The 24,055-nt window shown below is 71.9% G+C and carries 27 protein-coding genes and 1 other RNA gene; 7 read left to right on the forward strand and 21 right to left on the reverse strand.

Annotated elements, in window-relative coordinates; genetic code table 11:
• Positions 1 to 39: 39 nt before the first annotated feature.
• Entirely contained in the window at positions 40 to 1,377 is a 1,338-nt protein-coding gene (locus ATL41_RS03865) for a nicotinate phosphoribosyltransferase (RefSeq protein WP_098457294.1), read from the forward strand.
• Between the two features lie 30 nt (positions 1,378 to 1,407).
• Here the strand turns inward: ATL41_RS03865 and ATL41_RS03870 are convergent, their stop codons facing one another.
• Both ATL41_RS03870 and ATL41_RS03875 read right to left on the reverse strand, forming a co-directional pair.
• The gene (locus tag ATL41_RS03870; RefSeq protein WP_098458910.1) at positions 1,408 to 3,165 is read right to left on the reverse strand and encodes a DEAD/DEAH box helicase; all 1,758 of its coding nucleotides are present in this window, start codon (positions 3,163 to 3,165) and stop codon (positions 1,408 to 1,410) included.
• A gap of 131 nt (positions 3,166 to 3,296) precedes the next feature.
• On the reverse strand, positions 3,297 to 3,647 hold the full coding sequence (locus ATL41_RS03875) for a DUF3039 domain-containing protein (protein ID WP_098458911.1): 351 nt from the start codon (positions 3,645 to 3,647) through the stop codon (positions 3,297 to 3,299).
• 65 nt (positions 3,648 to 3,712) lie between these two features.
• Here ATL41_RS03875 and ATL41_RS03880 point away from each other — a divergent pair, with 65 nt between their 5' ends.
• The gene (locus ATL41_RS03880) at positions 3,713 to 4,135 is read left to right on the forward strand and encodes an RNA-binding S4 domain-containing protein (protein WP_098457295.1); all 423 of its coding nucleotides are present in this window, start codon (positions 3,713 to 3,715) and stop codon (positions 4,133 to 4,135) included.
• An 82-nt stretch (positions 4,136 to 4,217) separates the two neighbouring features.
• On the opposite strand, the gene ATL41_RS03885 is transcribed toward ATL41_RS03880, so the two are convergent.
• Together ATL41_RS03885 and ATL41_RS03890 are read right to left on the reverse strand one after the other, a co-directional pair.
• Positions 4,218 to 4,859, reverse strand: a complete 642-nt coding sequence (locus ATL41_RS03885; protein WP_098457296.1) for a CYTH domain-containing protein — start codon at positions 4,857 to 4,859, stop codon at positions 4,218 to 4,220.
• A 115-nt stretch (positions 4,860 to 4,974) separates the two neighbouring features.
• Positions 4,975 to 5,487 (reverse strand): MarR family winged helix-turn-helix transcriptional regulator, encoded by a 513-nt coding sequence (locus tag ATL41_RS03890; protein ID WP_098457297.1) that lies wholly within the window; start codon positions 5,485 to 5,487, stop codon positions 4,975 to 4,977.
• Positions 5,488 to 5,588: 101 nt separating this feature from the next.
• Between ATL41_RS03890 and ATL41_RS03895 the strand changes: the two genes are divergently transcribed.
• Entirely contained in the window at positions 5,589 to 6,161 is a 573-nt protein-coding gene (locus ATL41_RS03895) for an NADPH-dependent F420 reductase (RefSeq protein ID WP_098457298.1), read from the forward strand.
• A gap of 231 nt (positions 6,162 to 6,392) precedes the next feature.
• On the opposite strand, the gene ATL41_RS03900 is transcribed toward ATL41_RS03895, so the two are convergent.
• On the reverse strand, positions 6,393 to 8,033 hold the full coding sequence (locus ATL41_RS03900; protein ID WP_098457299.1) for an FAD-dependent oxidoreductase: 1,641 nt from the start codon (positions 8,031 to 8,033) through the stop codon (positions 6,393 to 6,395).
• An 11-nt stretch (positions 8,034 to 8,044) separates the two neighbouring features.
• Positions 8,045 to 8,230, reverse strand: a complete 186-nt coding sequence (locus ATL41_RS03905) for a hypothetical protein (protein ID WP_098457300.1) — start codon at positions 8,228 to 8,230, stop codon at positions 8,045 to 8,047.
• A gap of 85 nt (positions 8,231 to 8,315) precedes the next feature.
• Here ATL41_RS03905 and ATL41_RS03910 point away from each other — a divergent pair, with 85 nt between their 5' ends.
• From ATL41_RS03910 to ATL41_RS13465, 3 genes are all read left to right on the forward strand, one after another.
• Positions 8,316 to 8,576 (forward strand): metal-sensitive transcriptional regulator, encoded by a 261-nt coding sequence (locus ATL41_RS03910; RefSeq protein WP_098457301.1) that lies wholly within the window; start codon positions 8,316 to 8,318, stop codon positions 8,574 to 8,576.
• 71 nt (positions 8,577 to 8,647) lie between these two features.
• Positions 8,648 to 9,601: an SPFH domain-containing protein gene (locus tag ATL41_RS03915; RefSeq protein ID WP_098457302.1), complete on the forward strand. Its 954-nt coding sequence runs from the start codon at positions 8,648 to 8,650 to the stop codon at positions 9,599 to 9,601.
• A 3-nt stretch (positions 9,602 to 9,604) separates the two neighbouring features.
• Positions 9,605 to 9,937, forward strand: coding sequence for a type II toxin-antitoxin system antitoxin (locus ATL41_RS13465; RefSeq protein ID WP_245854605.1), 333 nt, complete (start codon positions 9,605 to 9,607; stop codon positions 9,935 to 9,937).
• 124 nt (positions 9,938 to 10,061) lie between these two features.
• On the opposite strand, the gene ssrA is transcribed toward ATL41_RS13465, so the two are convergent.
• The 6 genes from ssrA to prfB form a co-directional block, all read right to left on the reverse strand.
• Positions 10,062 to 10,430: a transfer-messenger RNA gene (ssrA, locus tag ATL41_RS03925) on the reverse strand.
• A gap of 170 nt (positions 10,431 to 10,600) precedes the next feature.
• The gene (gene smpB / locus ATL41_RS03930; protein ID WP_245854886.1) at positions 10,601 to 11,047 is read right to left on the reverse strand and encodes an SsrA-binding protein SmpB; all 447 of its coding nucleotides are present in this window, start codon (positions 11,045 to 11,047) and stop codon (positions 10,601 to 10,603) included.
• 179 nt (positions 11,048 to 11,226) lie between these two features.
• The gene (locus ATL41_RS03935) at positions 11,227 to 12,612 is read right to left on the reverse strand and encodes a M23 family metallopeptidase (RefSeq protein ID WP_098457304.1); all 1,386 of its coding nucleotides are present in this window, start codon (positions 12,610 to 12,612) and stop codon (positions 11,227 to 11,229) included.
• A gap of 1 nt (position 12,613) precedes the next feature.
• Positions 12,614 to 13,528, reverse strand: a complete 915-nt coding sequence (ftsX, locus tag ATL41_RS03940; RefSeq protein WP_098457305.1) for a permease-like cell division protein FtsX — start codon at positions 13,526 to 13,528, stop codon at positions 12,614 to 12,616.
• Between the two features lie 11 nt (positions 13,529 to 13,539).
• Entirely contained in the window at positions 13,540 to 14,229 is a 690-nt protein-coding gene (ftsE, locus tag ATL41_RS03945) for a cell division ATP-binding protein FtsE (RefSeq protein ID WP_098457306.1), read from the reverse strand.
• 199 nt (positions 14,230 to 14,428) lie between these two features.
• Positions 14,429 to 15,544: a peptide chain release factor 2 gene (gene prfB / locus ATL41_RS03950; RefSeq protein WP_098457307.1), complete on the reverse strand. Its 1,116-nt coding sequence runs from the start codon at positions 15,542 to 15,544 to the stop codon at positions 14,429 to 14,431.
• Positions 15,545 to 15,688: 144 nt separating this feature from the next.
• Here prfB and ATL41_RS03955 point away from each other — a divergent pair, with 144 nt between their 5' ends.
• Complete coding sequence (locus ATL41_RS03955) at positions 15,689 to 17,968, forward strand: LLM class flavin-dependent oxidoreductase (protein ID WP_098457308.1); 2,280 nt, start codon at positions 15,689 to 15,691, stop codon at positions 17,966 to 17,968.
• A gap of 12 nt (positions 17,969 to 17,980) precedes the next feature.
• On the opposite strand, the gene ATL41_RS03960 is transcribed toward ATL41_RS03955, so the two are convergent.
• The 9 genes from ATL41_RS03960 to ATL41_RS03995 form a co-directional block, all read right to left on the reverse strand.
• Positions 17,981 to 18,478 carry a pilus assembly protein TadG-related protein gene (locus tag ATL41_RS03960; RefSeq protein WP_143556564.1) on the reverse strand — a complete coding sequence of 166 codons (498 nt, stop codon included), beginning with the start codon at positions 18,476 to 18,478 and terminating at the stop codon, positions 17,981 to 17,983.
• Positions 18,478 to 18,948: a pilus assembly protein TadE gene (locus ATL41_RS03965; RefSeq protein ID WP_098457310.1), complete on the reverse strand. Its 471-nt coding sequence runs from the start codon at positions 18,946 to 18,948 to the stop codon at positions 18,478 to 18,480. Before ATL41_RS03965 ends, ATL41_RS03960 begins: the two co-directional genes overlap by 1 nt.
• A complete protein-coding gene (locus ATL41_RS03970; RefSeq protein WP_245854888.1) occupies positions 18,945 to 19,343 on the reverse strand; it encodes a TadE/TadG family type IV pilus assembly protein in 399 nt (132 codons plus the stop codon). Before ATL41_RS03970 ends, ATL41_RS03965 begins: the two co-directional genes overlap by 4 nt.
• Positions 19,340 to 19,561, reverse strand: coding sequence for a hypothetical protein (locus ATL41_RS13470; protein ID WP_245854607.1), 222 nt, complete (start codon positions 19,559 to 19,561; stop codon positions 19,340 to 19,342). The genes ATL41_RS03970 and ATL41_RS13470 overlap by 4 nt, the downstream gene beginning before the upstream one ends.
• 78 nt (positions 19,562 to 19,639) lie before the next feature.
• Positions 19,640 to 20,575: a type II secretion system F family protein gene (locus ATL41_RS03975; RefSeq protein ID WP_098457312.1), complete on the reverse strand. Its 936-nt coding sequence runs from the start codon at positions 20,573 to 20,575 to the stop codon at positions 19,640 to 19,642.
• Entirely contained in the window at positions 20,572 to 21,426 is an 855-nt protein-coding gene (locus ATL41_RS03980) for a type II secretion system F family protein (protein ID WP_098457313.1), read from the reverse strand. The genes ATL41_RS03975 and ATL41_RS03980 overlap by 4 nt, the downstream gene beginning before the upstream one ends.
• Positions 21,426 to 22,649: a TadA family conjugal transfer-associated ATPase gene (locus tag ATL41_RS03985; protein WP_098457314.1), complete on the reverse strand. Its 1,224-nt coding sequence runs from the start codon at positions 22,647 to 22,649 to the stop codon at positions 21,426 to 21,428. The genes ATL41_RS03980 and ATL41_RS03985 overlap by 1 nt, the downstream gene beginning before the upstream one ends.
• A 164-nt stretch (positions 22,650 to 22,813) precedes the next feature.
• Positions 22,814 to 23,413 (reverse strand): hypothetical protein, encoded by a 600-nt coding sequence (locus tag ATL41_RS03990; RefSeq protein WP_098457315.1) that lies wholly within the window; start codon positions 23,411 to 23,413, stop codon positions 22,814 to 22,816.
• 133 nt (positions 23,414 to 23,546) lie between these two features.
• The gene (locus tag ATL41_RS03995) at positions 23,547 to 24,032 is read right to left on the reverse strand and encodes an RrF2 family transcriptional regulator (protein WP_098457316.1); all 486 of its coding nucleotides are present in this window, start codon (positions 24,030 to 24,032) and stop codon (positions 23,547 to 23,549) included.
• Positions 24,033 to 24,055: the final 23 nt, after the last annotated feature.

Genomic DNA, 24,055 nt, shown 5'->3' on the forward strand with positions numbered 1-24,055 from the left:
ACGGTGCCAGCCTAGGACAGCGTGCAATACCGTCAGAGGATGACCGGTCACCCCACGCGCAGCTCGGCGCTGCTCACGGACAAGTACGAGCTCACGATGCTTCAGGCGGCGCTCGCGGCAGGGACCGCCCACCGCCGGTGCGTCTTCGAGGTCTTCACGCGACGCCTGCCAGCAGGCCGCCGGTACGGGGTCGTCGCGGGGACCGGACGGTTCCTCGAGGCACTCGCGGACTTCCGCTTCGGCGAGCAGGAGGTCGACTGGCTGCTCGCCGACGGCGTCGTCGACGAGGCGACCGCGCAGTACCTCGCGGACTTCCGCTTCTCCGGCACGATCCGCGGCTATGCGGAGGGCGAGATCTACTTCCCTGGCTCCCCCCTCATGGTCGTCGACGCGACGTTCGCGGAAGGGGTCGTGCTCGAGACGCTCGCGCTGTCGATCCTCAACCACGACTCCGCCGTCGCAGCCGCGGCGTCGCGCATGACCGCGGCCGCGGGCGACCGCCCGTGCCTCGAGATGGGCGCGCGGCGCACGCACGAGGAGGCGGCGGTCGGCGCGGCGCGCGCCGCCGTCGTCGCGGGCTTCGTCGGAACGTCGCACCTCGAGGCGGCGCGCCGGTACGGCCTCACCGCGATCGGCACGGCCGCGCACGCCTTCACGCTCCTGCACGACGACGAGGAGCAGGCCTTCGCTGCCCAGGTCGCCTCGCTCGGTGCGGGCACGACGTTGCTCGTGGACACGTACGACGTGACACAGGGCGTCGAGCGCGCGATCAAGGTCGCGGGGACGGGCCTCGGCGCGGTGCGCCTCGACTCGGGAGACCTCGGTGTGCAGGCGGTCGAGGTTCGCCAGCAGCTCGACGCGCTCGGCGCGACCGGCACGCGCATCACGGTGACGAGCGACCTCGACGAGCACGCGATCGCGGCGCTCGCGTCCGCCCCGGTCGACTCGTACGGCGTGGGCACGCAGCTCGTGACGGGCTCGGGCCACCCGACGTGCTCGATGGTCTACAAGGTCGTCGCGCGCGAGAACGCGGCAGGCGAGCTCGAGCGCGTCGCGAAGGCGTCCGCGTCGAAGGCGAGCGTCGGCGGCGCGAAGAATGCGGCCCGTGCGCTCGACGCGCGTGGGCGCGCGACGGGCGAGATCGTCGCGGTCGGGTCCCCCGAGGCCGTCGCCGCCTGGGAGGCGCCGGGACGCGCCCGCCCCCTGCACGTCGACCTCGTGGTCGACGGCGAGATCGACACCGCGTACACGGGCGCGGAGGGCGTGCGGCGTGCTGCCGAGCACCACGCCCGCGTGCGCGCGGAGCTCCCGCTCAACGCGCTGCGGCTGTCCGTGGGCGACCCCGCGCTCTCGACGAAGGTCGTCGACCTCGGCTGAGCCGGGCTGTCGCTCGCGCGCGAGCCGTCGTCAGCGCTTGCCGACGAACCAGCGCCGCACGAGCGCGACGCGCTTCTCGAGCTGCTCGACGGTCGCGAGCGGGACCTCGGGCCCGCCGCACTGTCGACGCAGCTCGACGTGGACGGTGCCGTGCGGCTGCCCCGAGCGGCGCGCCCAGCCGGCGACGAGCTGGTTGAGCTCGCGGCGCAGCTCGGCCGCTCTGCGGTGGTCCATCTCCTCGCGCGCCGCGTCCGAGCCGCCGCGGCTCATCTGACCGGCCTGGCGCTGCCGGAGCAGCGTCGTCACCTGGTCGGCGTCGAGCAGCCCGGGCAGGCCCAGGAAGTCGAGCTCCTCGTCCGAGCCGACGTCGGCGCCCAGCCCGAACTCGCCGCCGTCGAACAGGACCTTGTCGAAGGACGCCTGCGCCTCGAGCGCCTCGAACGAGCCGAGCAGCTCCCCTGCCGCCTTGTCCTCACGGTTGGCGGCCGCGATGAGCGAGTCCTCGAGCTGCCCCTCGGTCTCCCCGGGCTTCTCAGGACGGTCGAGCGCGTGGTCGCGCTCGACCTCCATCGCGTGCGCGAGCTCGAGGAGCTGCGGCACGCTCGGGAGGAACACCGAGGCGGTCTCGCCGCGGCGCCGGGCTCGCACGAAACGGCCGACGGCCTGCGCGAAGAACAGCGGCGTCGACGCCGACGTCGCGTAGACGCCGACGGCGAGGCGCGGGACGTCGACGCCTTCGGACACCATGCGCACGGCGACGAGCCAGCGCGAGTCGGACTTCGAGTACTCCTCGATACGCTGACCGGCGCCCGCGTCGTCGGACAGGACGACCGTCGGCGACTCCCCCGTGATCCGGGCGATGTGGCCCGCGTACGCGCGGGCGTCCGTCTGGTCGGTCGCGATGATCATCGCGCCTGCGTCGGGAACCGAGCGACGCACCTCCGTGAGGCGCTTGTCGGCGGCCGCGATGACGGACGGGATCCACTCGCCGTTCGGGTCGAGCGCGGTGCGCCACGCCTGCGCGGTCATGTCCTTCGTGAGCGGCTCGCCGAGGCGCGCGCTGATCTCGTCGCCCGCCTTCGTGCGCCAGCGGACGTTGCCCGAGTAGGACATGAAGATGACGGGGCGCACGACGTGGTCGCGCAGCGCCTGGCCGTAGCCGTACGTGTAGTCGGCCGACGACCGTCGGATCCCGTCGTTGCCGCGCTCGTAGCGCACGAACGGGATCTTGGCGGTGTCCGAGCGGAACGGTGTACCGGTGAGCATGAGCCTGCGGGTCGCGCTCTCGAACGCCTCGTGGACCGCGTCGCCCCAGCTCAGGGCGTCACCGCCGTGGTGCACCTCGTCGAGGATGACGAGCGTGCGGTCCGCCTCGGTGCGGGCGCGGTGCAGCGCCGGGTTGGCGGCGATCTGCGCATACGTGATCGCGACGCCGTCGTACACCGCGCCGTGGCGGCCCTGGCTGTTGCGGAACGACGGGTCGATCTTGATGCCGACGCGCGCCGCGGCGTCCGCCCACTGGTGCTTGAGGTGCTCGGTCGGCGCGACGACCGTCACGCGGCGCACGACGCCCGCCTCGAGGAGCTCGGTCGCGAGGCGCAGCGCGAACGTCGTCTTGCCGGCGCCCGGCGTCGCGACCGCCATGAAGTCGCGCGGCTGCGTCGCCCGGTACCGCTCGAGCGCCTCCGCCTGCCACGCACGGAGCTTCGTCGCGGTGCCCCACGGCGCGCGCTGCGGGAACGCGGGCGCGAGCTGGGAGGCTGCGGCCGACGACGCGTGCACGGGCATGCTCTGCACGGCCTGGCGCGGTGCCGGCCCACCGACCGTCGCTCGGGCGCGCTCCGCCGAACGTTCCCGGGCCCGCTGGACGCGGTCCTCGAGAGCGGAGGCGAAGAGGTCGGGCTGCTCTGCGGCCCCCGTCACTTGTCCGAGTCGCCGGCGCCGTCGTTCCCGTCGCCGTCCTCGGGCTTGCGGAAGCCCTCGTAGATCTCCTTGCACACCGGGCACACCGGGAAGCGGTTCGGGTCGCGCCCGGGCACCCAGACCTTGCCGCACAGCGCGATCACCGGGTTCCCCGAGACGGCGGAGGCGAGGATCTTCTCCTTGCGGACGTAGTGCGAGAAGCGCTCGTGGTCCCCCGGCTCGACCTCCTGCGTCTGCTCGACGCGCTCGAGCAGGCCCGTGGCACCGCCGTCGCGGCTCGGTCCGCCGGGGCCGGTGGGGCCGGACGGGGCGGAGGGTCCGTGGGGGTCGGGGAGGGTCTCGCTCATGAGCACGAGTCTACGACGCCCCCTGTGACACGCCCGGCCCGTCCGGGCGTCGGTACAGTGCTCGGGTGACCTCGCCCGGAGACCCGTCGCCGCGCCCGGGCAGCCCTGCGCCCGACGGTGCGAGGGTCCGCGCGGACAGCTGGACCTGGGCGGTGCGCGTCTACCGGACGCGGTCGCTCGCGGCCGCGGCGTGCCGCGCCGGGCACGTGAGCGTCAACGGCGAGAAGGCGAAGCCGTCGTCGCCCGTCCGCGTCGGGGACGAGGTACGTGCACGCACGGACGCGGGCGAGCGCATCCTCGTCGTCCGGCAGGTCCTCACGAAGCGCGTGAGCGCCCCGCTCGCAGCCGAGGCGGTCGAGGACCTCACTCCCCCGCCGCCTCCGCGGACGGAGGCACCGCTCGCGCCGATGCGCGAGCGAGGGGCCGGGCGCCCCACGAAGCGTGAGCGCCGCCAGATCGACGAGCTGCGCGGGCGCGCATCACGCTGAACCTGCCCGACGGCGCCGGGCGGGCTCGCAGCGACAGGTGCGGACCGCGTCGTGCTACGCCGCGCGTGGGCGTGCGGACGGCTCAGGCGAGCGGGCTCGCGAGCGTGTTCGTGCCGAAGCCCGACGAGAAGGTCGGGCCGCGGTCGGCGAGCTCGCGCGCGAACTGGTGCTGCCACGCCGGGAACGGCGTGTGCGCGAGGGACTCGTTGGCGAAGCGGCGGTCGTCGGTGACCTCGGTGACGCAGAACGACGGGATGCTGAGGTTCGTCACGGGGACGCCGCGCTCGCACTCCGCGATCACGAGGCCGCGGTTGCGGCCCGCGAAGACGTCGACGACCCAGCCGTCGTCGCCGAGCCACGCGGAGTAACGGTTCTTGACGATGCGCGCTCCGCCGCGGCGCATCATCTCGATGCCGACGTGCACGTCGATCTCGCGCTCGGCCTCGTAGCGGGTCCCGCCGACCTGCGGGCCCTTGACGGTGAGAGCGCAGAAGTCGAAGCGGTCCGCGTGGAGGTCGAGGACGTCGACCGCGTCGAGGTCGACCGTCGGGTCGAGGACGATCCCGTCGGCCTGGACGCGCAGGCGCATGGCGTAGCCGTCGACGGCGAGGAAGTAGGACTGCACGATGAGCGTGGGCGTGGGATCGTCGCGCACCACGTCGGGAAGTCCGCGGACGAAGAAGCGCCGCTCGAACTCGAAGTCGCCGTAGCCGGTCTCGCTCATGGGATGTCCTGGGGTGGGGGCCGGTGGTCGTCGGCAGGGTGCCGTCGGGCCGAACGTAGCACCGCGAACCGCGAGATCGTGGGATTTCTGCCTGTGCGGGCCGTCGGGGACCTCGTCAACGGCCGTAGGGCAGGGAGCGGCGCCCTTCGGGGTCGATCTTCCCGAGGATGAGGTCGCTGATCATGTGGAGCTGGGCGACCTGCTCGTCGCTGAGCGGCTCGAACACGTGGGAGCGGACGGTGCGCGCGTGGCCGGGGGCTGCCTCGACGACGGCGTCCCAGCCGGCGTCGGTCAGACGCGCGTTCATCGCGCGGCGGTCCTCGTCGCAGACAGCGCGGGCGACGAGGCCGCGCTTCTCGAGCCGGGTGACGACGTGGGACAGTCGCGGCAGGGTCGCGTTGGTGCGGGCGGCGAGCCCCGTCATGCGTAGCGTGCGGTCGGGGGCCTCGGAGAGGATCGCGAGGACGTAGTACTCGAAGTGGCTCAGGCCGCTGTCGCGCTGGAGCTGGGAGTCGAGGACGCCGGGCAGGAGCTCGACGACACCGATGAAACGCACCCAGGCGGACAGCTGCTCGGGGCTGAGCCAAGGGCTGTCGTCGGGGGCGATCGTGGTGCTGTCGTCGTTCATGCCGTCATCCTAGCGCATTGATTGACGCTTCAACCAATGCGGCGTAGCGTCGATGGAACCGGGCCGCCCGCTCGCCATCACCCCCGTCGAAGGAGCTCCTCATGACCACGATCACCATCATCGGCACCGGCAACATGGCCCACGCGATCGGCGGCGTGCTCGCCGACGGCGGCGCCTCGGTCCAGTACGTCGGCCACGGCGAGAACACCCCCGTGCAGGGCGACACCGCCATCCTCGCCGTCCCCTACCCCGCCGTCGACGACGTGCTCGCGACGTACGGCGACCAGCTCGACGGCCGTGTCGTCGTCGACATCACGAACCCCCTCGACTTCACCACGTTCGACTCGCTCGTGGTCCCGTCCGACAGCTCCGCGACCGCGCAGATCGCCGCTCGCGTCCCCGGCGCAAAGGTCCTCAAGGCGTTCAACACCACCTTCGCTGCGACGCTCTCCGCCAAGACCGTGGGCGGCCTGCCCACCACGGTCCTCGTCGCCGGGGACGACACCGACGCCAAGACGGCGCTGATCGGCGCCATCACCGCGGGCGGCGTTTCCGCCGTCGACGCCGGAGCGCTCTCCCGGGCGCGTGAGCTCGAGGCCGTCGGGTTCCTGCAGCTCACCCTTGCCGTCGGCGAGAAGCTCCCGTGGACCGGCGGCTTCGCCGTCGCGCGCTGAAGAACCGTCCGAGGAGGTGTGCGCCACCGGCCCCGGATGCCCGAGCTGCACCTGCGGCAATACGGGCGCAAAACTAGCGTCACAGAGTCCGGGGTCCGCCCCCCATAACGGCGCCGGCGTCGCGCGACGGCGAACCGGGACGCCCTGGCACGACGACGCGGGCTCCCGCACCGGTGAGGTGCGGGCGCCCGCGTCGTGCTGCGTGGTCCTGGCTCCGCGCTGCGGCGCGCGCTACCGCGTCGCTGTGCTCCAGGTGCGGACGCCACCGTCGAGGTTGCGGACGTCGTCGTGCCCGAGCTGCGCGAGCAGCCGTGCGGCGCTGTGACCGCGCTGCCCGACCGCGCAGTGCACCACGACCGGCCCCTCCCCGATCTCGCCGTGCCGCTCGCGCAGCTCGTCGAGCGGGATGTTCACCGCGCCAGGGATCGACTCGCGCTCGTGCTCGGCGGGGGTCCGGACGTCGACGAGCGTCGCACCCGCCGCCAGGGCGGCGTCGAGCTCGTGCCACTGGACCGACCGGGTCAGACCGGACGCGAGGTTCTCCGCGATCATGCCGAGCATGTTGACGGGGTCCTTCGCGGAGCCGAACTGCGGCGCGTAGGCAAGCTCGAGGTCGGCGAGGTCGCTCGCGTGCAGCCCGCCACGGATCGCCGTCGCGACGATGTCGATCCGCTTGTCGACGCCTGCCTCGCCCACACCCTGCGCGCCGAGGATCTCGTCCGTCGCAGCGTCGACGACGAGCTTGAGCGCCATCGGGCGCGCTCCCGGGTAGTAGCCGGCGTGGTCGCTCGGGTGCGTGTGGATGACACGGACGTCACGACCTGCCGCGCGCGCACGGCGCTCGCTCCACCCGGTGGATGCGGCGGTCAGGCCGAACACCCCGACGATCGCCGTACCGAGGACAGGCTGGGACCGGACCGGACGGCCGGTGATCGCGTCCGCGACGAGGCGGCCGTGACGGTTAGCGGTCTGCGCGAGCGGGACGAACGCGTCGCCGCCACCGATCGCGTCGCGCTTCACCGCGACGTCGCCGACGGCGAAGATCGCGGGGTCGCTCGTGCGCTGCTGCTCGTCGACGACGACGGCGCCGCGCTCCCCCGTCTCGAGTCCCGCCGCGCGGGCGAGACGCGACTCGGGCGAGACGCCGACGGCCATGACGAGCAGGTCCGCCGGGACGCTCGAGCCGTCGTCGAGCACGAGGGTGGTCTCGGTGACGCTCGTCGCCGCAGCGCCGGTGCGCACCGTGACGCCGTTCTCCTCGAGGCGGGCGCGCACGAGCGCGGCCATCTCGACGTCGAGCGGCGGCAGGACCTGGTCCGCGAGCTCGACGACCGTGACGTCGAGACCACGCAGCGCGAGGTTCTCGGCGAGCTCGACGCCGATGAAGCCCGCACCGACGATCGCGGCGGTGCGCGGTCCTGCGGCGACTGCCGCGACGATGCGGTCGACGTCGGCGACGTCGCGCAGCACGTGCGCCCGCTCAGCGCCCGGGAGCGCGGGGCGGATCGGTGATGCGCCCGTCGCGATGACGAGCGAGTCGTAGCCGAGCTCGACCTCCTCGCCCGACCGGAGCCGGGCGGTCACGGTGCGGGCGTCGCGGTCGATCGCGACGACGTCGTGCCCCGTGCGCACGTCGAGGCGGAAGCGTGCTCCGAGCGACGCGGGCGTCTGCAGCAGGAGGGCCTCACGGTCCTCGATGACGCCGCCGACGTGGTACGGCAGCCCGCAGTTCGCGAACGAGACGTGCTCGCCGCGCTCGAGGACGACGATCTCGCGGTCCTCGTCGAGCCTGCGCAGCCGGGTGGCGGCGGACATTCCGGCGGCGACGCCGCCGATGACGATCGTGCGGGGTGCGGCCTGCGGGGTGCTCATGGCGCGCCTCGTCAGCGGCCGAAGAGGCCGGAGAACCAGCCGCCGGACTTCTGCTGCGCGCCGACCGCAGCCTGCGGCTCGTTAGCGCAGCGGCACTGCTCGGACTTGGGCACGGACGCCATCACGGAGTCGACGTGCTGGCCGCAGCCCGCCCAGGTCGTCTTGCCGCACTTCTTGCATGCCACAGGTCGGCACATGTCTTGCTCCTCCAGCTCTCGTGAGAGATACCCCCTGGGGTACCCGATGCTCGCCACGATACACCCCCGGGGGTATGCTGTCCACATGAAGCTCCCACCCGAGACCACCCAGGCCGTCACCACCCGGCTCAAGCGCGCGCACGGCCAGATCGCCGGCATCATCAAGATGCTCGACGAGGGCCGGGAGTGCGAGGACGTCCTCACGCAGGTCGCAGCCGTCAGCAAGGCGCTCGACCGCGCCGGCTTCGCGCTCATCGCCGGCGGCATGCGCGAGTGCCTCGTCGCCGACGACCCGTCGACGTCGGACCAGGAACGCCTCGAGAAGCTCTTCCTCTCCCTCGCCTGACCTTCCGCTGGCGCTCGAGGTCAGAAAAGTGATATCACTTTGCTACCAATGAGCACGAGGAGAGGCAGACCATGAGCGAGGCAGACCAGTCCGTCGGAGGCACCCCCAGCACCGTCCCCGTCGGCCATGACGGCGTCCGCGTCGAGATCGACGAGCGCACCGTCCCCATGCGCAACGGATGGGCCGCCCTCGGAGGCGCGACCCTGCTCCTCGCCCTCTCGGCCGGCGCCTTCATCGGGATCGGGCTCGTCGACCCGGTCGCCCTCAAGGCCCTCCTCGCCGTCGCCGGCTCGATCCTGTCCATCCTGTCGATCCTCGTCTACAGCGCCCTGACGATCGTCAACCCCGGCCAGACCAAGGTCGTCCAGTTCTTCGGCCGCTACATCGGCACCGTCCGCCGCACCGGCCTCGTCCTGACGCCCCTGCTGTCCTCCCGCAAGACCGTCTCCGTACGCGTCCGCAACTTCGAGACGAGCGAGCTCAAGGTCAACGACGCCGACGGCAACCCCGTCAACATCGGCGCCATCGTCGTCTGGCAGGTCGCCGACACCGCCCGCGCCACGTTCGCCGTCGAGGACTACGCCAACTTCGTCCGCGTCCAGTCCGAGGCCGCGCTCCGGCACGTCGCGACCACGCACCCCTACGACAACGCCGACGACGGCGAGGCCACCCTGCGCGGATCGACCGACCAGGTCTCCGCCGAGCTCGCCCACGAGGTCGCCGAGCGCGTCGCGCTCGCCGGCGTCGAGATCATCGAAGCACGCATCTCGCACCTCGCCTACGCCCCCGAGATCGCCCAGGCGATGCTCCAGCGCCAGCAGGCCGGCGCGATCATCGCGGCCCGCGAGAAGATCGTCGAGGGCGCGGTCGGCATGGTCGAGACCGCGCTCGAACGCCTCGAGCGCGACTCGATCGTCGCTCTCGACGACGAGCGCCGCGCCGCCATGGTGTCGAACCTGCTCGTCGTCCTGTGCGGCGACTCGCGCGCCACCCCGATCGTCAACACCGGCAGCCTCTACAGCTGACACGTGCACGACGACGCGACCACCCCGGCAGGGCGCGGCACCGACGGTGCCCCGCCCTCCTCGGGCGAGCCCGCGCCCCGCACCACGCACGACGAGGACGCCCGCAGCAGCGCGGGCAGGGCACGCCCCACCCGTGCCGCGCGCAAGCAGGTCCTGCTCCGCCTCGACCCGGCCGTGCACGACGCCGTCGCGCACTGGGCCGCCGACGACCTGCGCAGCGTCAATGCCCAGATCGAGGTGATCCTGCGCGACGCTCTCGACCGCGCTGGACGCTCGCCCCGGGGCGCGGGCCCGCTCCCCCGGCGAGGTCGTCCGCCCGGCGAAGCGGCGCCCTGAGCAGCAGACACCGCAGCGAGCCCCAGGCCCGCCCCACTCGCCGCGTTCCACGCGTGCGGGGGGCGGATGATCGGGGCGGGCACGACGAAGGGCCCCGCCAGCGGCGGGGCCCTTCGTCGTGCAGGGGTGGAGGTGCGGGGAATCGAACCCCGGTCCGGTGACGCGTATCCAGGACTTCTCCGGGCGCAGTCTGCTAGTGGATTTTCTCGGCCCCAGCTCTCATGCAGACATGTTGCTGACAGGCCCAGTCATCTGAGAGTCCCCACGCCGCCGATGACGAGCGACGTGAGCAGTGGCTTCCTAGATGACGCCAGGAACCGGGTCGGAAGCTATCCCGGGCTGACGGACTTCGGGGCTCGCTCAGGCGGCGAGGGCGAAGTCGGTGCGCTTGGAATCGGCACCTATTGGTTTGCAGACATCGTTAACGAGATAAGTCTGCATCCTCGGCCCGCTTCTCCTCGAAGCACGACCACCGTCGAAACCGATCACCCCCTGTGCAGTTGTCAAGCAACGCCCGCGGGCGCCGCCCCGGAGGGCGAGCCTGACAAGCAAGTCCAGTCTAGAGCACCCCGCTCAAGACCTGCACTGTTTTTCGTGGTGGCACCGGACACGCTCCGTCCGACGTCGGACCTGCCCGGACGAGCCGGGCCGTCGCGCAACGCGTCAGCTCATCTCGCGGTGACGCATGGCGCGCTGCGCCTCGAGGTTGTCCTGACGCTCGCGGAGCGTCTGGCGCTTGTCGTACTCCTTCTTGCCTCGTGCGAGGGCGATCTCGACCTTCGCGCGACCGTCGAGGAAGTAGATCGACAGGGGGACGATCGTGTGGCCCTTGGCCTGCACGTCGTTGCCGAGCCGGACGATCTCGTTCTTGTGCAGCAGGAGCTTGCGCTTGCGGCGCGGCGCGTGGTTGGTCCACGTGCCCTGCGCGTACTCGGAGATGTGCGCGTTCTCGAGCCACGCCTCGCCGCGGTCGACGGCGACGTAGCCGTCGACGAGGGACGCGCGGCCGGCGCGCAGCGCCTTGACCTCGGTCCCGGACAGGACGATGCCCGCCTCGTAGACGTCCTCGATCACGTAGTCGTGCCGCGCCTTCTTGTTCTGCGCGATCATCTGCTTGACCGGCACCCGCCCGGCGTCGGGCCGGTGGCTCTTCTTGGATCCGTCAGGGATCTGGTACAGCTTGCCCTTCACCATCGTCCCTCCTCCGGGATGAGTCGTGCTGCGGCGCCGATCGGCCGCGACCATCCAGGGTACCCGGCGCGCGCCAGGTCCCCCGAGCGATTAACCGCTCAGAGCATCGACATCGGGTTGACGGTCGACCCGTTGACGTACACCTCGAAGTGCAGGTGGCAGGCGGTGCTCGTGCCGGTCGTGCCCGAGTAACCGACGAGCTGCCCCTTCTTGACCTTCTGCCCGGAGGACACGGCGAACTTCGAGAAGTGGTTGTAGCTCGTCATGAGGTTGGCGCCGTTGACTGTGCCGTGGTTGACCATGACCTGGTTGCCGAAACCGGACACGTAGCGCGCCCACTGCACCGTGCCGCCCGCGGCTGCGTAGATCGGGGTGCCGCAGTACGCGCGGAAGTCGGTGCCGGCGTGCAGGCGGAGGTAGTGCAGCACAGGGTGCATGCGGTACCCGTAGCTCGACGTGATGTGCACGTTCTTGACCGGGTACGCGAGGAACTTCGAGCTCGACGGCGGGTTGTTGTTCACGGGGAGCGTCGTCGGCGGCTTGGTGCCCTTCTTCTTCGCTTCCTCGAGAGCCTTCTTCGCGGCCTCCTCGGCGCGCTTGCGCTCCGCCTCGCGGATCGCCGCGAGCCGCGCCTTCTCCTTCTTGGTCAGGCCGATGACCTTCTGGATCTCGTCCTCGAGCGCGGCGGCGTCGGCTTCCTTCTTAGCCTTGGCGGCGAGCTGCTGCTGCTTGCGCGCCTCGATCTTGGCGAGCTGCGTCTTCTGCGAGGCGACGAGGTTGGCGACCTCCTGCTTCTTCTCCTCCGCGGCTGCTTGCGCGGCCTGCGCGGCGACGACGGCGGCGTCGGCCTCGGTCTTCAGCTCGGTGATCTGCTCGCGGACGCCCGCGAGCCGCGCCTGCGCGTTGCGCGACGTCGCCTCGGCCTGCTGCAGGTCGGTCAGCGAGTTCGTCTGCGCGCGCAGGGCGGTCTGGGAGAGCGTATAGCGGTTGACGAACTCCTCGGTGCTTGACGCACCGACGACGAGTCCGAGGCTGTCCGCCCGCCCCTCGCCGCGGTAGGCGCGTCGTGCAAGCTCGGCGATCGACGCACGCGTCGCCTTGGCGGCAGCGTCCTGCTCCTGGACCTGCGTGACGAGGAGCGACTCCTGCGCCTTGGCGTCCTCGAGCCGTTCGCCGAGCGCATCGGCCTCAGCCTGCGCCTTGGTGTGCGTGGCGACGGCCTCGTCGAGCTCGGCCTGCGCGACGGGCAGGAGCGCCTCGACGCGCCTGAGCTCGACGAACGCGGCCGCCATCTCGGCGTCGGTGTCCTCGAGGTCCTCCTCGAGGTCCGAGATCTCCTTCTCGGCGGCGCTCTGCGCCTTCTGCGCCGCGGCCTTCCGGGCGCGCAGGTCGTCGAGCGTGTCCGCACCCGCAGGCGCGGGCGCGACGACCCCGACGAGGCCGACGACGAGCAGGGCGGCGAGAGAGCGACGCAGGTTCCTCATGTCACACCTTCGTGTAGCGGTTGAGGGTCACCAGGGAGGAGATGGCGGCAAGGACGATCGCGACGGCGAGGAGCAGCGGGGCGATCGTCCAGACCTCGCCGACGCCGACGAGCGGCACCCACGAGACCTCCCCCGCGAGCCAGTCGGTCACGAGGTACTTCACGCCGAGCCACAGCCCGCCCACGGCGAGCACCGCGCCGAGGGCCGCGGCGAGCGCACCCTCGAGCATGAACGGCAGCTGGATGAACAGGTTGCTCGCACCGACGAGGCGCATGATGCCCGTCTCGCGGCGGCGGCTCAGCGCCGACAACCGGATCGTCGTCGTGATGAGCAGGACCGCGGCGAGGAGCATGACGGCGGCCAGCCCGACCGCGAGCACGGACGCGCGGTTGAGCACGAGGAACAGCGAGTCGAAGATCTTGCGCTGGTCCTCGACGCTCTCGACGCCCGGACGGCCTGTGAGGACGTCGGAGACGACCTGGTAGTTCTCCGGGTTGACGAGCTTGATGCGGAAGGACGCCTGCATGTCCTCGACGCGGATCGCCTCGGCCCAGTCCTGCCCGGAGAAGTACTCCTGGAAGGACTCGAAGGCCTGCTCCTTCGTCTCGAACCACACCTCCTGGATCTCCGGGGCGAGCTCGGGCGACGCGATGAGCGCCTCGAGGTCGGAGACCTGCTCAGGCGTGGCCTCGCCGGACGCGCACTGGACCTTCGACGAGCCGGTCGGGCACAGCAGGACCGTGACCTCGACCTTGCCGTACCAGTCGTCCTTGAGCTTGGACACCTGCATCTGCAGGAGGCTCGCCGCGCCCACGAACGTGAGCGAGACGAACGTGACGAGGATGACGGAGATGGTCATCGACAGGTTGCGACGCAGCCCGATGCCGATCTCGGAGAGGATGAACTGAAGTCTCATGAGCCCGTCCCTCAGCGCGCCGAGCCGTACACGCCACGGTGCTGGTCGCGGACGAGCTCGCCCGCGGACAGCTCGATGACGCGCTTGCGCATCTGGTCCACGATCTCGTCGTCGTGCGTCGCCATGACGACGGTCGTGCCGGTGCGGTTGATGCGGTCGAGGAGGCGCATGATCCCCAGGGAGGTCGTCGGGTCGAGGTTGCCGGTCGGCTCGTCGCACAGCAGGATCGGCGGGCGGTTGACGAACGCGCGCGCGATCGCGACGCGCTGCTGCTCACCGCCGGAGAGCTCGTGCGGGCGGCGCTTCTCCTTGCCGCCGAGGCCCACCATCTCGAGGACGTCGGGGACGACGGTCTCGATGTGGTGCTTGGGCTTGCCGATCACCTGGAGCGCGAACGCGACGTTCTCGAAGACCGTCTTGTTGGGCAGCAGGCGGAAGTCCTGGAACACGGCGCCGATCTGGCGGCGCAGGGCGGGGACCTTCCAGCTCGACAGCGTCGAGAGGTCCTTGCCCGCGACGAGGATCGTTCCCGACGTCGGGCGCTCCTCGCGCAGCGCGAGCCGCAGGAAGGTGGACTTGCCCGAGCCGGACGCGCCCACGAGGAACACGAACTCGCCTCGCTCGATCTCGAGGGAGATCGAGCTGAGCGCGGGTCGCGCCCCGCGGGCGTAGATCTTGGTGACGTTCTCCAGGCGAATCACGTGGGGTGCCGGTTCCGTTCCTTCGTGCCGGTCGGCCAGGACGACCGACAGCCCCGTGGTGGGTCGCGTCGCGACCCCAGACCACGGTGAGCCTCGTCGAGCGTAGGCAGACCTGCGGCCGAGTTCGGGGCGGACACGCCGCCGTCGGCCGTCCTGAGAGCCCTCTGGGAGCGTTCTGGACGCGCCTCCCGCGGTGAGGTCAGTCGCGCTTGGAGCGCCGCCAGCGGATGCCGGCCTCGATGAAGTCGTCGATGTCGCCGTCGAACACGGCGCCGGTGTTGCCGACCTCGTGCTCGGTGCGCAGGTCCTTGACCATCTGGTACGGCTGCAGCACGTAGGAGCGCATCTGGTCGCCCCAGCTCGCCTTGATGTCGCCGGCGAGCTCCTTCTTCTTCGCCTTCTCCTCGGCCTGACGCTCGAGGAGGAGTCGCGACTGGAGGACGCGCATGGCGGCGGCGCGGTTCTGGATCTGCGACTTTTCGTTCTGCATCGACACGACGATGCCGGTCGGCAGGTGCGTGAGGCGGACGGCGGAGTCGGTCGTGTTGACCGACTGGCCGCCGGGGCCGGACGAACGGAAGACGTCGACCTTGATCTCGTTCTCGGGGATGTCGATCGAGTCGGTCTGCTCGATGAGCGGGATGACCTCGACGGCGGCGAAGGACGTCTGGCGGCGGCCCTGGTTGTCGAACGGCGAGATGCGCACGAGGCGGTGCGTGCCGGCCTCGACGGACAGGTGGCCGAACGCGTAGGGCGCCTTGACCTCGAAGGTGGCGGACTTGAGGCCGGCCTCTTCTGCGTAGGACGTGTCGAGGACCGCGGTCGGGTAGCCGTGGCGCTCGGCCCAGCGCAGGTACATGCGCATGAGCATCTCGGCGAAGTCGGCGGCGTCGACGCCGCCTGCGCCAGCGCGGATCGTGACGACGGCCTCACGGGCGTCGTACTCGCCCGACAGGAGGGTGCGGACCTCGAGCTGGTCGAGGTCCTTGCGGATCGTCAGGAGCTCGGCCTCGGCCTCGGCGAGCGTCTCCGCGTCGTCGTCCCCCTCGCCCTCGGTCGCCATCTCGACGAGCGTCTCGAGGTCGTCGATGCGCGACTCCATCGAGGTGATGCGCTCGAGCTCGTTCTGCGCCTGGGAGAGCGCGGTGGTGACCTTCTGCGCCTTGTCGGTGTCGTCCCACAGGTCCGGGGCGGCGGCCTGCTGGGACAGGTCCTCGATGCGCGCGCGGAGCGCCTCGGGGTCGCTCACGGCACTGATCGTGCTCAGGGTCGCCCGCAGGGCGCTGATCTCGGCGGAGAAGTCGGTGGTGGCCACGAGAGTCAAGGTTACCCTCCGTGGCCCGTCGCTCCCTCACGGAATGCTGGCCGCGGTGGCGCGGTTGTGCGGTCAGGTGGAGCGGCAGGTCAGCCCTCCCCCGTCGGCGCACGGGCGCCGGCCCGTCGGACGCAGGAGCAGCAAGTGCACTACGGTCACCGCCTCGAGCTGGGCACCTTCATCACTCCGGGCGCCGCGCAGCCGAGCGCGACGGTCGCGCTCGCGCAGCTGAGCGAGGAGCTCGGGTACGACGTCGTGACGTTCCAGGACCACCCGTACCAGCCGGCGTTCCTCGACACGTGGACGCTCATGAGCTGGGTCGCGGCGCAGACGAGCCGGATCCGGGTGGCGGCGAACGTGCACAACCTGCCGCTACGTCCGCCGGCGGTGCTCGCGCGGTCGGTCGCGAGCCTCGACCTGCTCTCGGGTGGCCGCGTGGACCTGGGGCTGGGTGCAGGCGTCTTCTGGGACGCGATCGAGGCGATGGGCGCGAAGCGCCTGACGCCGGGCGAGGGCGTGACGGCGCTCGAGGAGGCGATCGACATCATTCGCGGCGTGTGGGCGACGCACGAGCGCTCGCTGCTGCGGGTGGACGGGACGTTCCACCGGGTCGACGGCGCGAAGCGCGGCCCTGCGCCCGCGCACGACGTACCGATCTGGTTGGGCGCGCTCAAGCCGCGCATGCTGCGGCTCGTGGGCCGCAAGGCGGACGGCTGGCTGCCCTCCCTCTCCTACCTCGCGCAGGACGACGGCGGCGACGGGACCAGGGCGTTCGCGCGCGGCAACGCGGCGATCGACGAGGCGGCGGAGGCGGCGGGGCGTGACCCGCGCGAGGTGCGGCGTCTGCTCAACATCAACGGGCGCTTCACGCCCGTGCGGCGGGGCTTCCTCGACGGCCCGGCCGAGTCGTGGGTCGAGGACCTGCTGCCGCTCGTCGTCGAGCAGGGGGCGGGGACGTTCATCGTCGCGAGCGACGACCCGAACGTGCTGCGGGAGTTCGCGCAGGACGTCGCGCCTGCGCTGCGGGACGCCGTGGACCGCGAGGTGCCGGGTGGTTCTGCGGGTGTGCGGGTGCGGCCGCGGGCGTCGCTCGCGCTGCGCCGCGAGGGCGTCGCGTACGACGACGTTCCCGAGTCGTTGCGCGAGCTCGCGGTGGAGCCGGGCGACCGCGAGTTCCACCGTCTTCGTGGCGGGTACATGCGCGGCGGCAGCCCGGGCCTGGTGCTGCGGCCGCGCAGCACGGCGGAGGTGGCCGACGCGCTCGCGTTCGCGCGTCGGCACCCGGACCTGGACCTGGGGGTGCGCTCGGGCGGGCACGGCATCTCGGGCCGGTCGACGAACGACGGTGGCCTGGTGCTGGACCTGTCGCGCATGAACAAGGTCGAGGTGCTGGACGAGGCGGCGCGGCTCGTGCGGGTGGAGCCGGGGGCACGCTGGATGGACGTGGCGCGGGCGCTCTCGCCGTTCGGGTGGGCGGTGACGTCGGGCGACTTCGGTGGTGTGGGCGTGGGCGGCCTCGCGACGGCGGGCGGTGTGGGCTTCCTGAGCCGGTCGCAGGGGCTGACGATCGACCGGGTGCGGGCGGTGGAGATAGTGCTCGCGGACGGGTCGGTGGTGCGTGCGAGCGCAGACGAGAACGGGGAGCTGTTCTGGGGTGTACGCGGGGCGGGCGGCAACCTGGGTGTGGTGACGTCGTTCGAGATCGAGGCTGGCGAGGTGGGCGAGGTCGGCTGGGGGGTGCTGACGCAGGACTTCTCGGACCCGGTGGACTACCTGGTGCGGTGGGGTGCGGTGGTCGAGTCGGCGCCGCGCGACCTGACGAGCTTCTTGCTGACGGGGGCGCCGCGGGCGGGGCAGCCGCCTGTGGTGCAGACGATGTCGATGGTGGTCTCGGACGATGCGGAGACGATCGTGGAGCGGCTGCAGCCGATCGCGGCGATCTCGCCGTTGTACGGGCAGGACGTGCGGCTGACGACGTACGAGGCGGTGATCGCGAACGCTCCGGAGGAGGGGCACGTCTCTGACGGTGAGCCCCACTCCCGGTCGGGTCTGCTGGAGCATGTGACGCCGGACTTTGCGCGGGCGGCTGCGGAGGCGTTGGCGTCGGGCGAGATCTACTTCTTCCAGATCCGTGCGCTCGGTGGTGCGACGGCGGACGTGCCGGCGGAGGCGACGGCGTTCGCGCACCGGGGTGCGCAGTTCGCGGTCTCGGCGATGGGCCGGTCCGAGGAATCGTTGGAGCGGGTGTGGGCGCCGCTGCGCGAGCACATGGTCGGGTTGTACGCGAGCTTCGAGACGAGCCGTGATCCGGAGCGGGTGGCGGAGGCGTTCCCGCCGGCGACGCTCGAGCGTCTGCGCGCGCTGAAGGCTGAGGTGGACCCGGACAACGTGTTCCGCCACAACTTCGACGTGACCGCGCGCTAGCCCGCCCGGCTGTCAGCCGCCGCGGGCGGCGCCCTGGACGACGATGCGGACTCCGCCGTCGTCGTCGAGCACGTCCGTCAGCCAGCCGACGAGCGCCGGGCGGGCAACGCCCGAGAGCTCGACGACGGCGGTCTGCCCGTCGGGCGACGTCGCCGACACGAGCTGGACCTCGCGAAGCGAGACGACGCCGGAGGACGCCGCGAGGTACTCCTGCGCACCCTTGGCGACGGACGCGTCGGTCAGCACGATCGCCGGCCCGGGAGCGCCGTCCCCGATGCGGTCGAAGCTCGAGTGGAACAGCGCCTCGTCGTACGTCCCTGCGGCATAGGCGGCGGCCGCGTCGGCGACGGACAGCAGCCGCTTGCGCTCGAGCTGGACGCTCGTCACCGCAGCGACCGTCGCGATGAGCGCGAGGGCGACCGCGACGAAGCCGATGGCGAGCACGAGCACCTGCCCGCTGTCGTCGTCTCGGAGGCGGCGCGCCGTGCGCGCCGCTCTTTCCTTCCGCATCACGGCGCCGCCCGCAGCCGGTCGACGACGCCGCGGTGCGACGCCTCGACAGGGACGACCATCCCGTCGAGGCCGATGCTCGAGACCCCAGGCAGCGGCACCCGCACGCGGACGTTCACCGCGACCTCGCGTCCCGGCGTCACGCACGGCGCCTCGCAGTCGACGTCGACCGTCACGCGGTCGGGCGAGAGTCCGTGGTCCTCGAGAGCGACCTTGACCGACGCTGCGGCGCGCGCCGCCGCGTCTGCGTCGTCGTCGGCGATCGTGTACGCCCGCACGACGTCGCGCGCTGCGCCCTCGGTCGCGAAGGCTGCCGCCTGGACCTGGCTGAGGAAAACGACGAGGTACACGAGCGGGACGATGAAGACGACCGCGACGAGGAGAAACTCGACCTGCGCGTTACCGGTGTCGTCAGCGGCGCCGACGCGGCCGACGAGGCGCCGGGTCAGGGCCGGCTGCCGCGTGCTCACTGCTCCTCCAGGATCGCGTGACCCCGGACCGTGATCGTGCCTGCTGACCCGAGCAGCCCGATGACGGGCGCCGGGGCCTTGACGGTCACCTCGGCGAGCAGGACGTCGTCCCGCCGGATCGTGTCGGCGGTGACGTCGCTCGCGTACCTGTCGGACAACGACGACGTGACGAGGTCGACCGTCCGGGCCACGCCGTCCTGGGCACGGCTGTCCGCGCGCGCGGCGAGGCGCGCACCTTCGGCCGCCGCGTCGACGAGCGTCGTCCGCACGTGGAGCACGAGCGCGAGCTGGAGCACCGCGACGAACAGCACGACGACGAGGGCGCCGACCAGGACGAACCCGACGGCGGCTGATCCGTCGTCAGCCCCGGGCCCGGTCGGCGTGTGCGTGCTCAGGGACCCTTGACGCCCTTGACCGCGTCCGTGAAGAGCTCGCTGAGCAGGCCGCCGGCAGCGGCCCACAGGATGATGACGAGCCCCGCGCTCATCATCGTGACGAGAACCCATCCCGGGACGTCGCCCCGGTCCTGACGTCCGGCCCTCAGGAACCGCGCGGCCAGGCGCGCCTTCCACGCCGCGTACCGCGCTCTCCCGATCGTGCGCCCCTGGTTCATGGTGTTCCTTCCTGACGGTTGTTCCGGCGCCCGCCTCGGGCGCCGGTCGTGCATGTACTGGCAGAGCGTGTGCGGCCGTCACAGGCCGATCCTCAGGACGAAGAGCGACGGGAACACGGCGAAGACGACGGTGACCGGCAGGACGAGGAAGACGACCGGCACGAGCATGAGGACCTCCTTGCGGCCGCCCACCTCCATGAGCGTCCGCTTGCCCTGCTCGCGCACGTCCTGCGCCTGCGCCCTGAGGACCTCCGCGACGGGTGTGCCACGCTCGACGGCCACGGCCACTCCCTCCGCGAAACGGCTGAGCGGCGCGAGGCCGGTCCTGTCCGCGAGACCCTCGAGCGCGGCGCTCAGCGACGCGCCGGCGTGGACGTCGGCGAGCGTCGTCCGTAGCTCGTGCGACAGCTCCCCGCTCGCCTTGCGCGCGACGCGCTGCAGCGCGGCGACCGGGGCCTCGCCCGCGGCGACCGCGAGCGCGAGCAGCTCCGCGATCGTGGGGAACTCGAGGAGCATGACCTCGTCGCGGTCGCGGATCGTCCGTGTCAGCGCGCGGTCGCGGAGCATGGCGCCGGTCGCGCCTGCGATGAGCACGAGGAAGGCGCCGAGCGGGACCGGCAGGCTGCGGGTCGCGGAGAGCACGAGGGCCAAGAACAGGCCGACGGCGAGACCGACCGTGCCCCAGAGCAGCTGCTGGGCGCGGTACTGCTCGACGGTCCAGCGGGAGCCTGCGCGCTGCAGCCGACGGCGGAGCTGAGCAGTCGGCGTGCCCAGCCGAGCGACGAGCCCCTCGAGGCTCGCGACCCAGGGCGAGAGCAACATCTCGAGCGCGGGGAACGGCGTGATGGCGCGACGCTCCTCGAGCAGGGCCGACCCCGTGTCCCGCCTCCCGACGTAGGGGGCGACGCGGGACGCGAAGGTGATGCGTCGCGCGCGGAGCCGCCACACGACCGTCAGGACTCCCAGGCCGCCGAGGAGCCCGATGATCGCGCCCTTGACCTGGTCCGGGCTCATCGCAGCACCCGCACGTCGTCAGGGAGCCGTCCGATCCGGAGCATGGCCCAGTAGGCGAACGCGGAGCAGGCTCCGCCCGCGGCGAGCACGAGCGCCCCCTCGACCGAGCTGTAGGCCGACGCCGTCTCCGGACGCGTGCTCAGCATCGCGAGGACGACCCACGGGCCCGTGACGGCGAGCCTCGCTCCAGCGACGGTCCAGCTCTGCCGCGCCTCGAGCTCACCGCGCGTCCGCAGGTCCTCGCGCAAGAAGGCTGACAGGGTGCGCAGCAGGCGACCGAGGTCTGTCCCGCCGACCTCCCGGCTGAGCCGGAGCGCCTCGACGATGCGGTCAGCGACCGGGTCCGCCATCCGGGTCTTGAGGTCGTCCAGACAGTCGTTGAAGCGTCCGGTCGCACGGTAGTCGCGTGCGAACGCTGCGAACGGCTCACGCAGCTCCTCGGGGCCGCGCACCGCAAGCTGGCTGAGCGCCTCCGGCAGCGAGAGCCCTGCGCGCACGCCGGAGGCGAGGTGGTCGACGACCTCGGGCCAGACCTCCCGCAGCGAGTCCCGGTGCTTGCGGGCGCGGTGGCGGACGATCGCGACGGGCGCCCCCGCGGCGATGACCGCGAACGCTACCGCGATGGGGAGGGAGCGGGTGGCGGCGAACGCGACGAGAAGGACGACGAGCGCGCTCCCGACGCACAGCCCCACGATGCTGCGCACACGTACGCCCGGCATGCCAGCCGCGCGCAGGGCGTCGTCCATCCGGGCTGCCCGCGTCATGCCGCGCGGCTTGTCCGGCTGCTCCCAGCAGGACAGCCACAGGCAGAGGACCCCCGCGCCGAGCAGGAGGCCGACGACGACCGCCATCAGCTCGCCGCCCGCAGCTCGGCAGCGATGTCGATGCCCGCGCGCTCGAAGCGCTCGATGCCAGGTGGGAAGCCGTCGGCGCGCACGAGGACGTTGTCGACCGTCCGGAAGACGTCCGCAAGCTCGACGACGCCGCCTTCCGCGCGGCCTGGGACGGCTGCGACCTGCTCGACCCGGCGAGCCCCGTCTGCGCCGACGCCGAGGTGGACGACCAGGTCGATCGCGGACGCGACGGTCGGCACGACGAACGACGACGAGACGTTCTCCCCGGCGAGGAGCGGCAGGAGGCAGAGCTTGGCCACGGCGTCCCGGGCGGAGTTCGCGTGCAGGGTCGCCAGGCCCGGGATGCCAGCGTTGAGCGCGATGAGGAGGTCGAGGCTCTCGGCCTCGCGCACCTCGCCGACGACGATCCGGTCGGGGCGCATGCGCAGCGCCTCCTTGACGAGCCGTCGCAGCGGTATCTCGCCGGTGCCCTCGAGGCTCGGCTGCCGGCACTGCATCGCGACGGTGTCGCGGCACGTCAGCTTGAGCTCGAAGACCTCCTCGCAGACGATCACGCGCTCCTTGGCGGGGATGGAACCGCCGAGGGCGTTCACCATCGTCGTCTTGCCCGCCTGCGTCGCACCCGAGACGAGGATGTTGAGGCCCGCGCGGACGGATGCGTCGAGGAAGCGTGCGGCGTGGACGGTCAGCGAGCCGAGCGCGACGAGGTCCTCGAGCCCGCGCGCCGCGACGACGTACTTGCGGATGTTGACGGACCACTGCCGGGTGATGTCGGGGATCACCACGTGCAGGCGCGAACCGTCGGGCAGCGTCGCGTCGACGAACGGTGACGACAGGTCGAGGCGTCGGCCGCTCGACTTGAGCATCCGCTCGACCAGGTCACGCAGCTGGCTCTCGGTGAGGATCGTCGTCGTCAGCTCGGGGACCCCGCGGCGGGCGACGAAGACCCGGTGGGGCCCGTTGACCCAGATCTCCTCGATCTCGGGGTCGTCCAGGTACGGCTGGAGCGGTCCCATGCCTGCGACGGCGGCGACGATCTCACGCGTCGCGACGTCGGCGTCGGCGAGTGCCGGGACGACGCCGCGTCCGGAGCGCCGGTCGTAGTCCTCGACCGCCTCGCGGACGAGGAGCGCAAGGTCGCTCGCGTCGCGCTCAGGGTCGATCCCCCGGCGTCGGATGAGCTCGCGCACCTCGCGCTCGAGGATGGCCACACCGTCCACGTTCTCCCCCGTCCTGCCCCCGCCCCCGCGGGTGCTGGCGACCGCCCCCGCGGCACGCCAAAGCAGACCATAGGGGGTTTTCGGACGTGGCGCGCGGTGACTGTGGACAACTCACCCGGGGCCCGGACCAGCACTAACCCTCCCGCAGGGAGTCGCTAGACCGGCTACCGGGTAGGGGTCCGGTCGACGAGCCCGGCGGCAGCACGCTCGGTCGCCGCGCGGCGCCGTCCGCGCACATGGACGACGACGCCAAAGGCGATGACGACCGCCGCGGCACCCGCGATGGCGGCGAGGACCTCGTTGCCATCGCGCTGGCCGTCGCGCCAGGCCTTGTCATAGTCGTCGTGGGACTTCTCGGGATGCCCCACGGGATAGGCGAGATCGACGGGATCACCGACCTTGAGGTCGCACCACGCGGCCTGCCTCGGGTTGAGCTCGGTCGCCTCGTAGCGCGCGCCATCGACCTCGAAGGCGTACGTCACCGTGCACGGGCCGACCGACTCCTCCGGGATCCAGGCCTCCTCCGGCCCGAGACCTTCCGCCTCGGCGGCCCGCCTTGCCTCGTCGATCTCGTCCTGGTTGTAGACCTGCCCGGGTCCGGCGTAGACGACGGTTCCCCTCGCACGCACTTGCGGCTCGCTCGACAGGCCGGGCGACGACATCGCGAGGAGGGCGGCGTTCATCACGTAGAACGCCGCAAAGGCTCCCAGCAGGAGGACGCCGACGCCGTAGGCGCAGAACGCGATGATCTTGTATGAACGCACGGAAGGCCCCCCGCTCAGGGTGGTGGCGCGACCCCTGCCGCGCACACGAATGACACGGCCCCTGTGACCGCCCGGCGAGCATAGCGGCCCGCGTTCCTCGCGCGGGCGCAGCCACCTGCGCTGTCGAGCGGCGTCAGTCCCGCGAGGCGGTCCCCGGCAGCGGGCGCGTGACCCACGCCTCCGGCTTCGCGAGCATCTCGGTCGCGGCGGGCGGGAGGTCTCCGGAGGCGACGTCGGCGAGCGACACGTGCTCGAGGACCGTGCGCATCGCGACGCGCAGCGCCACCCAGGTCTCGCGCAGGTGCGTCGCCGCGCCCTGGTAGTCGACGTCCTCCGGCTGCACGCCCGCGATGTTCGCGAGCGGGCCGTCGATCGCGCGGATCACGTCCGCGACCGAGATCGTCCTCGGGTCGCGCGCAAGACGGTAGCCGCCGTCGGCGCCGCGCCTCGACTCGACCAGCCCGGCGCCGCGCAGATCACCGAGGATCGAGAGCATGAACGGCGCCGCGATCTGCTGCGCCGCGGCGACCTTGTCCGCCTTGACGAACCCGCCGTCGTAGGTGGTCGCGAGCTCGAGACAGCCACGCAGGGCGTAGTCGATCTTGGCGGTGATGCGCATGGCCCACAGTATGCACGGCCCGC

The organism is Flavimobilis soli (assembly GCF_002564025.1).
Lineage (GTDB): Bacteria > Actinomycetota > Actinomycetes > Actinomycetales > Cellulomonadaceae > Flavimobilis > Flavimobilis soli.